Below are 12,157 nucleotides of genomic sequence, written 5' to 3' on the forward strand. Positions count from 1 at the left end.
TTGCGAAGAGGTTTGTTAACATAATTTTGAATACTACCCGTAAAACATAGAATATATCATTATATCATAAATAGCTATATTTGTTCCGCAATATATGCCGGACTATAAACAAAAATTCTATGATGTTACCTCGCTGATACAGCAGGAATTTGACCGCAATATGGAGCTTTACGGCGAAAAGATCCAGTGCCGCAAAGGCTGCAGCAAATGCTGCTCGCAGATTTTTCATATCACTTTAATTGACGCTTATATTATTAAGGAGCACATCCGGTCACTGCCGCTAAAGCGGCGTGAAGAACTTCAGCAAAAGGCCAGGGATTATTTAACAAATCTCCCCCTGACAGGGGGAGAAAAAGAACATACCGCAGGTATGTTCGCAGAGGGGGTAATTAGTTCAGACCACCCCGGCTCTTCGAGCCACCCCTCCTTAAAAAAGGAGGGGAGCAATAATCTCCCCTGCCCCGCTCTTGGCACCGAAGGCGAATGTACAATCTACGAAGCACGCCCTGTAATTTGCCGCAGATTTGGAATGCCGATTTATGATTATAAAAATCCCAAAAACGTACATGCATGCGAGCTGAACTTTTCAGATGGCGATGAGATAACAGATGAATTGCTTGTACCGAATCAGACTGAAATCGGCATGAAGTGGGATGAGTTGAAAGAGGAGTTTAACAATGAACAAAATAATTTAACTTCAGACCACCCCGCCCTGCATGCACCTCTCCTTGGTAAGGAGGGGACAAAAGCTGTTGAAATCAAAGGCACAACCATTGCTGTGGCAATAGCAGGTGCGTAAAATGGAAATCAGGAAAGAATTTGTTTGGGGTCTTGTGAAGTATGGAATATTCTCGATATTGTAACTTTTGTACCCTTTATTCTGTATACAATTTTATAACTCCACGCAACAACATACCTGTATTCAAATTTCTTGTGTGATAAAAAGGGTTCAGCTTGACCCATTTTCGGAAAATCGCTTAGATTTCTTGTGGCTGTGAGAATTTTATTCAAAACAATTTCAGCGTAAGAAGGACCTTGTTCTTCCACAATATACTTTACTGATCTTTCAAGCTGAGATAAAGCTTTTTTAGTCCATATTACCTGAGCCATTGCTTAGATATCTTCTCAACCTCTTCCTGAGTGACTACTTCACCACGGGCTTCCTGCTCTTCGGACTCTTCAATATCTGAGAGGAAAGCAAGTTGTTTGTAAATATCTTCAAGGGTAGTCTCTGGCTCAACCCTTTCTGCGATCTTTAAAAGTGATTCCTTTAGTTTAGTACTTTCCATGTACTAATATAAATAATACTTTTGATAAAAAAACGGTATTCACCCGCTCTAAAGTAAATGCCTTGTCTAAATCCATACTTTACGCTAAATTTGTAGCTAAATCATAAAAAACAGCAAAAAATTAATAATTCTTCATCCGTCAAATACCTATGTATGAATCAGATAAAATAATGTTCGAAATATACCGCGATAAGCAGTACAACGAAAAATTCCACGTGGTATATTATACAGAACTTAATGAGCACAATAAGCATGTTGAAATAAACCGCGCGCTTGCGGGCGAAAGCTACTTCGATGGCTTTATTAAAGATTACAAAAAAGAAGAAGCAAAACAGATAATCGAAGATATTGTTAAACAGCTTAACGAGGGCAATACCGTCGAAAAAGCGGCTATAAAGGAAAAGTTAAAGGATTATACTCCATAAGTTAAAGTTTACAAGTTTCAGGTTTCAAGTTAATCAGTTAATAAATTGATTAGTCTATTAATTCGTTAAAGACTCAAAAATTCTTTCGTTTCACTTTTGACGTTTCACGTTTCACGTTTCACAAACAATTTCTCGCCTTGGAACACACACACAATAACATATTCATTGATGAGTTAAGCACACACTGGAAATTCACAGCAGGAGCTGTTGTAATTTCAGGTATAATTATTGCTTTATTAAAGCTCACCATTTTCCCCGAAGCAGCGCCTGAAACCGAACACCTTTTCGAAGGATTTTTTATCTCTCACTTATTTTTTGCCGCGCTTACACCTGCATCACTGCTGGCTAAATATAAAAAAGCGCTTTGGCTCGGGGTTTTTGTGGCTATTGCAACCTCTTCTGTAACCTGTACCCTCAGTGATATTGTACTGCCCTATCTTGGCGGGCTTGCTTTGGGCTATGACATGCACTTTCATGTTTGTATAATCGAAGAGCCGGTAACTGCATGGAGCTTTGTTATTGGCGGAGCCCTGTTGGGGTTCCTGCTTTCAAATTCTGTTAGGAAACTCTCGCGCTACACACACGGACTGCATATTTTCCTGAGCTCAACAGCAGCAGGCATGTACCTGATAACATACGGAGTAGAAGTAATATCGCTAAAAGCTCTAATTTTCCTTCCGATACTTGTCGTATCAGTACTGATACCATGTGTACTTAATGATATAGGTGTACCAAGTTACATTGTATCAATTAATGCAGGCTCAAAAGCCAATAAACGCGAGCTGCTTGATGAAATTCATCATGAGCATCATGATCATCACCACTGAGTGGTGAGATAATGAAATAGTGAGAAAGTGAAATGGTATAGTTGTGGAATTGGTGAGTGATTGAGTAGGTGAGTTGGATGTAGAGATATTTTGATATTTGATATTTGATATTTGTTATTTGTTATTTGTTATTTGCTTTAAAAACTCTTTTCACCTTATACAATTCTGCTATTGATATAACCGCGCCTGCCAGAACTGCCGCAAAAATTATCCTGTAAATAAGATCAAGTCCACCGAAGGTGTAAAAGAACACTGCTATTGCCGCGGTATCTATAGCAAGTATCAGCAAAACCTTGTTGATTTGATACTGTACCGGGTAGAATTTTTGCGATACTATATAGATATACACTGCCATTGCAATGTAGCTGATAAGTGTTGATACCGCACCGCCGGTTATTCCCAAAACAGGGATAAGCAAAAAGGCTGAAGCGATATTCAGCACCGCGCCTAATCCCGTAATTAACGGCAGGTACTTGGTTTTCTTTTCAATGTAAATTCCAGCAATAAGATTGGTATAAATACCGAGGAATAAATATGCAAAAAGCACTATCGGCACAATTACAACACCGCTCCAGTAACCGGGTCCAATAATATACCCTTTAAATGGCAGCGGGATTTTCACAATATCCTGGATCGTGAATGTAAGCAGTATCAAAACCACCGAAGCTCCGCCGGTAAACAGTGTAAGGATCCTTGCAAAGAGCGCTTTGGCATTGGGGTCTTTGGCATTATTCAAAAAGAAAGGCCGCCATGCATATTCGAACATTGATACAATTAGCATCATAAAAATGCCAAGCTTATAGTTAGCGTTATAGATTCCCACTGTTTTGACATCAACAAGGTATCGCAGAATAATGATATTAAGGGTCTGCACCACCATTGATGCAAGCGCAGCGGGCAGGTAAGGTATAGAGAATTTCCAAAGCTCATTGAACAGCTGCCTGTGATAACTGAATGAAATGTTCTTTAATATATTAGGAAGCAGTATAAGCAGGGTAACCAGCGATGCAGCGAGGTTACTTATGAATACAGCTTCGAGCCCGAATTTAAATATAAGTATAAGTACAAGATTCAGGGTTACATTTACTGTAATATTTATAAGTTTAATAGAAGCGAATACCTTTGCTTTATTTTTAAGCCTGAGGTATGCAAAAGGTATCAGCGCAAGCGCATCAAAGAATAAAATGAACGCTGAGTATATAACAATGGATTCATCCTTAACCCCTATCAATGCAGCTATGCTGCTGTGGAAGATAAGTATTAGACCCGATATTATGAGGCTGTTTATTGTGATGAGAAAAAACGGGTGTGTGAAGTTTTGCTTTTCATCGCCAACTTCTTTGGCAGAAGCGAAACGGAAATAGCCGGCTTCGAATCCGAAAGAATACACGATATTAAGGAATGCAATGTAGGCAAACACTACGGCAACAACGCCGTATTCCGCCGGCGGAAAAACATTGGTATAAAACGGTACGAGAATAAAATTCAGAAAGCGGCCAATAATAGTGCTTGTGCCGTATATCAGGGTTTGTTTGGAAAGACTTTTAATTTTATCGAGCATTCAGCTACAAATATAGCTAAAATTATGGTTTTTTATAAGTTGCCGGTTTTTGCGGGAGGGATTTAGAACACGGATTGAACTGATTTGACTGATTTTCGCGGATTTATTCAGTTTCGCCGTCGTTGGTGTTTTCACCAACGACCAAAAGTATTCGTCGTTTATTACGCCGTCGTTGGTGTTTTCACCAACGACCAGAATATACCGTCATTTATGCAAGGTTGCAACCGTTGTTTTTAACCCGTAAACGATTAAACATATTCTGCACCAAGATTGCTCAAGAAACCAAAATCATCTATACCTTCATAGTAAAACCGAGCTGACGAATACTTATAATCAACTATCGTCTGTGCAAGATTCCACTTGGGATGAATTGGATTAGAATGGATGTAATCGATCTTTTGTTTAATCACATTTAGACTTAACAGCTCAACTGATAGTGGATCTCTTTCCCAGAATTGAAACTCCCTGTCCTTCGCATTGACCCTATAAGATTCCAAATTTTCAGGGTTTTCTGTTACAAGCTTTGCTTTCATCTTTTGCGCAGTAAATTTGAGAAAATCTCTTTGAACATTTTGTAGTAAATGAGGTTCATGGATCCGCCAGACAAGATGGATATGATTCGGCATAATAACAAAAGCATAGATCTTTACTCTTTCATCTTTGACAAGAAATTTCATGCTGTGGGTGATAATCTCCTTATATTCATCGTTTTTTAATAGATGTTTCCATTCAAGAATTGTGGCAGTAAAGAAAAAGAGATTTGTTGACATATTGGATTTTAAGATTTTGTGGCAGTAAAATAGCAAAAGTTTTTGATAGTCGAAATCCTAAAGAACTCTTAAGTATTTTGTCGTTGGTGAAAACACCAACGACGGCGGGAAATTTCATTTTTTATTACCAATCCATAAAGTAGAATTTTCAATGTTAATTTCTGAATAAGCTTGTAATACTGTATATGTATTTTCATCAATAATATTTGATAAAAAGTTTAAAAATGGAGATGGGCTAGCATAATAACTCAGTCCCATTTCCAAACTTAATTTACTTCCATTCCAATGCGTAATTCCTCTCCTGTATGGCGGTACGAAAAGGAAATCCTCCGAAACTTCCACTAAAAACAAAAAATTTTGTAAATTTGCACCTACTGGGTTAATTCCGTAAGTTGGGGCTACATAAACAATTTTCTTATTAAAACAAATAGCATCATAAAAGTTCATACCGTTAAAACCATCCAGACATATTGTTTGTTCACTGGAATTGAATTGGAGACCAATTTTCATACCGTTTAAATGAGCTAGATAAGTATGTGGTGTGTCATAAGAATATAAATATTGAGTAAACACGTTTTCGAAAGTGGTATCCTTTAATCTGTAAAGTGATTGTTTTGTATATGCTGTATCAAATCTAATACCTATATACTCAATCATATTTTCATTTGAGACATAAAACAAATCCGGAATTAATGTCGGATCATCATATAAGTAATAATGTAATTTACTGCCGTCATATTTTATTATACCTCCTTTAGAAATTGCCCAAACCTCGTTCGAATTTCTTACGCAACCTCTGACAGGATATTCATCAATTGCATCAATTTCTGAATCAATAAACTCAAAGCTTGCCCCGTTGTATTTAATGATAGATAATTTTCGACCTGGGAATTTAGTGCCAAATAAATAAATTTCATTATTTGAAATTCCTTTTAAATCTGTTAGATAATAATCAGGACTTACAATGTTTACTGTAGTTACGCCATTATCTACTTTGTATAATGAATTATTGTTATTATTTAATAAAAAAATATTATTCGTATCTGTTCCCCAAAGCCCGGCAAAACCATGATATGGAATATCAACACTCCTCCAGATAAATCTCGGCGGGTCGAATTCTTCGTCTACGACCGTAACAGAGTCATCACCGCAGGCGCAAGTATATAATGCTAATAATACAATAATAATAGAATTTATTTGTTGTAAGAATTTCTTGATGTTGATATTTTTGTGGGTAAATATCATACTGGTTTTAGGTAATTTTATTATTCAAATATAAGATGATGTTATGCAGAAAGCAAATACAAAAAAGCCGGAAACAGAACACGGATGACACTGATTAGACTGATTTTTGCGGATTTAATCAGTGTTTATCAGCACAATCTGCGTTATCAGAGTTCCATTTGTTTTTTTTTGCCAATAAAAAAGCCCCGCAAGCGGGGCTGTGAAATATAAGCTAAACTTAAATACTATCTCCAGTTAATTCTTACACTGCCTGATGTAAGCCTGTAGTCGAAGCAGTCATATACATCAAATGAATACCTGCCTGCATCATAAAATGTGATCTTTTTCCAGAACCAAACCCAGTTCTTTTCTGTATCAACATAAACTGTGTTATCGTAATTTCCGTCTTTGTAGATCTCAAATCTGACTGAGCGGCAAGCAACTTCATACGGCAGCCTGACGAGCACGTAAACATAACCGCCGCCTGAACCGATATTGAATGTGGAGCTTTCTGTTATCGGGTAACCGTCATCGGTAACGCCTTCACAGAAATAGATTGACTGCGCGTTTGAGCTCTGCCCAACAAGCATAAGCGCCAGCGCGAATAATGAAGCTGTGAGTAATTTTTTAATCATTTTATTAAATGATCCTTTCCTTCTGAATTAATTTCCTTTTTAATATGTTTCGTTGTAAAACTTTATCCGTTTAAACACCACAGGCATCCCTTTTTAAAAGATGCCTGCAGTTAATATACGAACTTATTACCTCATTGAAATTTTCACTTCGCCTGATGCAACCGGTGTGCCGTCAGGTTTTAAAGCTGTAACTTTGTAGTCGCCTGCTGAATAGAATGTATGGAATTTATCGAAGAAGATATAATCCCAGTCAGGCTGTACATCAAATTTTTCTGTTGCAATAATTTTTTCGCTTGGTCCAAGCTTTGTAATTCTGAGCTCAAGCTTGCCTACGCCGATCTTCTTGCCAGTGCCTCTCATATCGATCATACATGTAAAATATCCGCCGTTCTTTCCGATAATGAACTCATCTGATCTGCCGATCTCTTTACCGCCGGTGTATTCTTCAACAAAATACAGCTTTACATCACTTGATGAAGTTTCATCGGTCTTTCTTTCATCAGTTTTTCTCTCATCGCTCTTTGTATCTTCCTTCTTTGTATCCTCTTTCTTTGTATCTTCCTTTTTGTCCTCTTTTTTGTCATCTTTGTTTGAGCTGCATACATAGCCAACCGCAAACATAACCATTAAAGCAATTAAAAACTTTAACTTGTGGTTGTTTAACATTTTGTTTTCTCCTTTAGAAAAGTTGTTTTGAATTGAAATAATTTAAAAATTTGCAAATACCCCAAGTGATGCGTTATAGAAATGTGAGTTAATGATTTGAATTCTAATCAAAATTATGCATTTTTTGGAAAATAATCAATAATGAATTGTAATATTTAGTAAAATTTCAGATTTATTAAAATTCGAGCGAAAAGTCACAGCTTTTGTATGAATGTGTTAAAGCGCCCAGAGAATAAAAATCGACCCCTTTTTGCTGATATTTTGCAAAATTTGAAGCATTTATGCCCCCGGAAAGCTCAATTTTAAACTTATTTGCCTTAAGCAACTCTATAGCCTTTTTAAGCTGTGCAGGCTTGAAATTATCCAGCATTACAATTTCTATGATTCCCCTGCCAAATTTTATTACCAATTCAAGCTCATTCATTGTTTTTACTTCGATCTCAAATTTTTGTTTCAGCCTGTATGGAATATTTTTACGCAGCAGGAAGTCAATTGTGTTCGCCATTCCGCCAAGCGCTTCAATGTGGTTATCTTTAATCATTACAGCTGAGCCTAAATTCAGCCTGTGGAAATCACCGCCGCCGGTTTTAACCGCAGCAGCTTCAAAAACCCTGAAGTTTGGTGTGGTTTTTCTGGTGTGAAGTATCTTTGCGTTTTTATCTTTCAGTTTCGTTACAAAAAAGTTCGTCATTGATGCAATACCGCTCATTCGCTGAAGGAAATTCAAAGCGGTACGCTCACCCCGCAGCAAAACGCTCCTGCTTGCGGTCAATTCCAGAACCTTCTTCCCTTTTTTTATAAACTGCCCGTCTTTGGCAAAATCTATGAACCTGACATTTTTATCTATCAGCCTGTATGTTTGTTTGAATATTTCAATACCTGCTAAGATACACTCCTGCTTACAAAGCAAAACCGCTTTAAGCCTGCTGTTACCCGGTTTACCGGAAAGCAAAAGCTCTGTTGTAACATCGCGGGTTATTTTATCTTCAGCCAGCGCTTGTTTTATTTTTGTCTCAATTTCACCGGCATTAATTTTGTAATACTGCTTTAATTCCATTATGATCTTTTATAACACTTAAGTTCTTCAATTCTGCTTACGCCTTCCGGCAGTACTGCGTCATCTATCAGCAGCAATGGGATGCCTTCAGCTACGGGAAATTTAGCGCCGCAATTGGTACATTCAAGAAAGTCACCTTCAGGTTTCAGCGGATACTTTCCGAGCGGGCAAACCAGGTCATCAGTAAATTTTACTTCGTTCATATATTTATTTAAAATGCGGCGAAACGATTTCAACAAAATCCTTAGGAGGGCGAACAGGCTTCATAGTGCCGAGATTAATAAAAGAATGCACGGTATAACCTGTTACTATCAGCCTTTCATTCACATAAAGCCCGTAATCTATTTTAACGCGCACGCCTGGCATGGCCTGCAGCATAGCTTTAACGGTAACTATATCATCATATTTAGCTGTGGAAATGTAATTTGCGTGCGCTTCGATAACGGGCAGTCCGTAATTCAGCTTTTCAAGCTCAGTGTAAGGATAGCCCAGCTCACGCAGCAGTGTATTCCTTCCTGCTTCGAAGTATTCAAGGTAACGCCCGTTATTCACAATACCCATATTATCGGTATGCGCATAGAGTACTCTTATATTTACTTCAGATTTTATCATATAATTCGCATTTTAAAAGATAAAAATACTTTACCACAGAGGGCACAGAGGTTTTACTTTTAGTTTGCATAGTTTTTTTACCTGAATAAACTCAAGTAAAAAAATTTTCATTAATCCTTTACAATTAATGCATTCTTTCATTTTTAAAGATCAAATAAGCTCTCTGTGTACTCTGTGTTCTCCGTGGTTTATACTTTTGACTTTCGCCCGTTTTCTGAATTGATCAAAGAACAAACCTTTTAAGTCCGTTTTTCAATAGAGTTACATTGAAGTTGATTAACAAACCCAAATTGCATTTAATCAATTTCATGTGAGTTAGAATTTGAGCCGGATCAATAGGTGAAAATGCTCTAACTGCTTTTAACTCAACAATCAATCTATCTTCAATAAACAGATCTGCTCTATAAGCAACATCGATAACAACATCATAATATTTAACTGGAACAGGCTTCTGCCTTTCAGCTTTTAAACCGGCTTTGATCAATTCATAAAACAAGCAAGCCTCATAAACTGATTCAAGGAGTCCGGGACCTAGTTCTTTATGAACCTTTATAGCCAGTCCTATAACTAATTCAGTAAGTTCATTATCTGTTAGTATTTTTTTCTGGTCGTGCATTTATGTTTTTACGAAGTTCTGTTTTTTTACCACAGAGAGCACAGAGGCCACGGAGGGCCTTACCGTTAATCTGGCAATCACTTGTGACCTGAAAAAACTCTTAAAAAATAAATTTTCATTAAAACTGATTAAGCTAAAGTTGTTTTAAATTTCAAAATGATCCAATATTTTCTCTGTGTACTCTGTGTCCTCTGTGGTTAATGCTTTTGTTTCGCAATCCACATCAAAATATCTTGCCCGGATTTAAAATATTATTCGGGTCGAAGGTTTTTTTGATATTACGCATAAGTCCGAGCTCTGCTTCTGATATTGCTATAGGCAGGTATGACTTTTGAGAATAACCTATACCATGCTCACCGGATATCATTCCATCAAGCGATACAGTAAGCGTGAAAATTTCACGTATTGCTTTATCCAGGTTCTCTTCCCAGCTTTTTTCATCAAGCTTATCCTTTAAAATATTTACATGTATATTACCATCCCCTGAGTGTCCGTAACAGATAGTGGTTATTCCGTAACGTGCTGAAATTTCCTTAACTCCCCGGATAAGCTTTGTCATATTAGCCCTTGGGACAACTGTATCTTCTTCCTTATAGGCTGAAATTGACTTCACCGCTTCGCCTATTCCGCGCCTGAGTGACCACACATCCTGTACCTTCTGTTCATCTTCGGCAAGCACCATATCAAGCGGGTTGAACTCTTCAACTACTTCTGCAATTTGTTCTATATCCTTATCCAGCAGTTCGGGGTAGTTGCCGTCAACTTCTATGAAAAGCTGCGCTTCAGCATCGCTGTTGGGGAATTTTTTATTCTGCCGCTCTTCTGCTGCACGGACTGCTGCTTTTTCCATGAACTCAATTGCCGAAGGCGTTATCCCCCTCTGGAAGATCCTTGCAACCGCATCGGTTGCATCTTCAAGCGTACCGAAAGCAGCAAGTATAACTTTTTTGTACTTTGGTAAAGGTATCAGTCTGAAATTTATTTTTGTTATTACAGCAAGTGTACCTTCGCTGCCAACAATAAGCTGCGTTAAATTGTAGCCGGTAACATTCTTTAATACCCTCCCGCCGGTGTTAATAATTTCACCTGTGGGCAGCACGGCTTCAAGACCCAGCACGTAATCTTTGGTAACCCCATATTTTACAGCCCTTGGACCCCCGGAACACTCCGCCAGATTGCCGCCTAAATGACAGGAACCTCTTGAAGCCGGGTCAGGCGGGTAGAACAGCCCAAGCTTTTCGACTTCTTCCTGGAACACCTGAGTGATAACACCTGGCTGAACTGTTGCCTGGAAATTCTGAGTATCGATATTAATTATTTTATTGAAGCGTACCATACTGAGGCAGATACCGCCGTGAACCGGCAAGGCTCCACCTGAGAGTCCGGTTCCCCCGCCTCTTGGAGTAACGGGAATATTATACTCATTGGCAATTTTAAAAATAACTGAAATCTGCTCGGCGCTAACAGGCTTAACAATTATTTCCGGGGGAAAGCTGAGATCTTCGGTTTCATCTTTTGAATGGAGCTTAAGGGATTCATCATCGCTTAATATATTTTCGCTTCCAACAATTCCGGAAAGCATTTCTATGATCTGTGGAGTTACCTTGCTGTACATTTAAGCTCCGCGTGAAAGTTTATGTATGGCAATAAGCTTCTTCAGCAAAGCCGGTATCTTATCAAGCTTTAACATACTGCTTGCATCGCTTAATGCTTTTGCGGGATTTGGATGTGTTTCAATAAATATTCCGTTTATTCCGACTGCTACCGCTGCTTTTGCAAGCGGCTCGATGAATTCCGGATTGCCCCCGGAAACACCGCCTTCTTTGGAAGGCATTTGCACTGAATGTGTAGCATCGTAAATTACGGGACAGCCGAATTTTTTCATTATTTCAAGCGAGCGCATATCAACAACAAGATTATTATAACCGAATGTTGAGCCGCGTTCAGTAACCATAACCTTGCTGTTGCCTGCTGCGGTAACTTTTTTGTACTGGTACAGCATATCTTCAGGTGCAAGGAACTGGCCTTTTTTGATATTCACTATCCTCCCGGTTTCCGCAGCAGCTTCCAGCAGCTCGGTTTGCCTGCAAAGAAAAGCAGGTATCTGCAGTACATCTGCATATTCAGCAGCAATTTCCGCTTCAATTTCTGAATGTACATCTGTAAGTACGGGTATATTAAGCTTTTGGCGTATATTACCCAGGATATCGAGTGATTCCATCACACCAATTGAACGAAATGACGAACCGCTTGTCCTATTGGCTTTTTTATATGATGCCTTGAAAATAAACGGCATATTCAGACGGGCTGTAATATCTTTCAGCCTTTTGGCAATTTCAAAAGTTATCTTTTCTGTTTCAACTACGCATGGACCTGCAATTAAAAAAAGATCTTTGGTGTTATTTAAAGTAAAGGTCTTTGAACCGTTAGTGATCTTTATATCCTGCTTTTTTAACAGCGGTTTAGCTGATTTGC

At 38.2% G+C, this 12,157-nt stretch carries 16 protein-coding genes; 3 read left to right on the forward strand and 13 right to left on the reverse strand.

The features are described from left to right. Window positions 1-94: 94 nt before the first annotated feature. Window positions 95-799 carry a YkgJ family cysteine cluster protein gene (locus tag J0M37_14905; protein MBN8586377.1) on the forward strand — a complete coding sequence of 235 codons (705 nt, stop codon included), beginning with the start codon at window positions 95-97 and terminating at the stop codon, window positions 797-799. An 8-nt stretch (window positions 800-807) separates the two neighbouring features. Here the strand turns inward: J0M37_14905 and J0M37_14910 are convergent, their stop codons facing one another. Further along, the gene (locus tag J0M37_14910) at window positions 808-1,110 is read right to left on the reverse strand and encodes a type II toxin-antitoxin system RelE/ParE family toxin (GenBank protein MBN8586378.1); all 303 of its coding nucleotides are present in this window, start codon (window positions 1,108-1,110) and stop codon (window positions 808-810) included. Then, the gene (locus J0M37_14915) at window positions 1,098-1,289 is read right to left on the reverse strand and encodes a hypothetical protein (GenBank protein MBN8586379.1); all 192 of its coding nucleotides are present in this window, start codon (window positions 1,287-1,289) and stop codon (window positions 1,098-1,100) included. The genes J0M37_14910 and J0M37_14915 overlap by 13 nt, the downstream gene beginning before the upstream one ends. 170 nt (window positions 1,290-1,459) lie before the next feature. Between J0M37_14915 and J0M37_14920 the strand changes: the two genes are divergently transcribed. Together J0M37_14920 and J0M37_14925 are read left to right on the forward strand one after the other, a co-directional pair. After that, complete coding sequence (locus tag J0M37_14920) at window positions 1,460-1,714, forward strand: hypothetical protein (GenBank protein ID MBN8586380.1); 255 nt, start codon at window positions 1,460-1,462, stop codon at window positions 1,712-1,714. Between the two features lie 137 nt (window positions 1,715-1,851). Then, window positions 1,852-2,541, forward strand: a complete 690-nt coding sequence (locus J0M37_14925; GenBank protein MBN8586381.1) for a hypothetical protein — start codon at window positions 1,852-1,854, stop codon at window positions 2,539-2,541. 121 nt (window positions 2,542-2,662) lie between these two features. On the opposite strand, the gene J0M37_14930 is transcribed toward J0M37_14925, so the two are convergent. The 11 genes from J0M37_14930 to kdsA all read right to left on the reverse strand — a co-directional run bounded on the left by J0M37_14930 (window position 2,663) and on the right by kdsA (window position 12,116). Then, window positions 2,663-4,102, reverse strand: a complete 1,440-nt coding sequence (locus J0M37_14930; protein MBN8586382.1) for an oligosaccharide flippase family protein — start codon at window positions 4,100-4,102, stop codon at window positions 2,663-2,665. 248 nt (window positions 4,103-4,350) lie between these two features. After that, complete coding sequence (locus J0M37_14935; GenBank protein MBN8586383.1) at window positions 4,351-4,872, reverse strand: transposase; 522 nt, start codon at window positions 4,870-4,872, stop codon at window positions 4,351-4,353. Between the two features lie 114 nt (window positions 4,873-4,986). After that, entirely contained in the window at window positions 4,987-6,117 is a 1,131-nt protein-coding gene (locus J0M37_14940) for a hypothetical protein (protein ID MBN8586384.1), read from the reverse strand. A 224-nt stretch (window positions 6,118-6,341) separates the two neighbouring features. Then, a complete protein-coding gene (locus J0M37_14945; protein MBN8586385.1) occupies window positions 6,342-6,731 on the reverse strand; it encodes a hypothetical protein in 390 nt (129 codons plus the stop codon). Window positions 6,732-6,857: 126 nt separating this feature from the next. Further along, the gene (locus J0M37_14950) at window positions 6,858-7,397 is read right to left on the reverse strand and encodes a hypothetical protein (GenBank protein ID MBN8586386.1); all 540 of its coding nucleotides are present in this window, start codon (window positions 7,395-7,397) and stop codon (window positions 6,858-6,860) included. Window positions 7,398-7,572: 175 nt separating this feature from the next. Continuing rightward, entirely contained in the window at window positions 7,573-8,454 is an 882-nt protein-coding gene (gene nadC / locus J0M37_14955; protein ID MBN8586387.1) for a carboxylating nicotinate-nucleotide diphosphorylase, read from the reverse strand. Continuing rightward, the gene (locus tag J0M37_14960; protein ID MBN8586388.1) at window positions 8,454-8,657 is read right to left on the reverse strand and encodes a hypothetical protein; all 204 of its coding nucleotides are present in this window, start codon (window positions 8,655-8,657) and stop codon (window positions 8,454-8,456) included. The genes nadC and J0M37_14960 overlap by 1 nt, the downstream gene beginning before the upstream one ends. A gap of 4 nt (window positions 8,658-8,661) precedes the next feature. Next, the gene (locus J0M37_14965; protein ID MBN8586389.1) at window positions 8,662-9,066 is read right to left on the reverse strand and encodes an acyl-CoA thioesterase; all 405 of its coding nucleotides are present in this window, start codon (window positions 9,064-9,066) and stop codon (window positions 8,662-8,664) included. A 223-nt stretch (window positions 9,067-9,289) separates the two neighbouring features. Next, window positions 9,290-9,682 carry a GxxExxY protein gene (locus tag J0M37_14970; protein MBN8586390.1) on the reverse strand — a complete coding sequence of 131 codons (393 nt, stop codon included), beginning with the start codon at window positions 9,680-9,682 and terminating at the stop codon, window positions 9,290-9,292. A gap of 223 nt (window positions 9,683-9,905) precedes the next feature. Then, entirely contained in the window at window positions 9,906-11,297 is a 1,392-nt protein-coding gene (locus J0M37_14975) for an FAD-binding protein (protein MBN8586391.1), read from the reverse strand. Further along, window positions 11,298-12,116: a 3-deoxy-8-phosphooctulonate synthase gene (gene kdsA, locus J0M37_14980; GenBank protein ID MBN8586392.1), complete on the reverse strand. Its 819-nt coding sequence runs from the start codon at window positions 12,114-12,116 to the stop codon at window positions 11,298-11,300. Window positions 12,117-12,157 lie beyond the last annotated feature (41 nt).

Source organism: Ignavibacteria bacterium (genome assembly GCA_017303675.1).
In the GTDB taxonomy this organism is placed as follows: Bacteria; Bacteroidota; Ignavibacteria; order Tepidaquicellales; family OLB5; genus OLB5.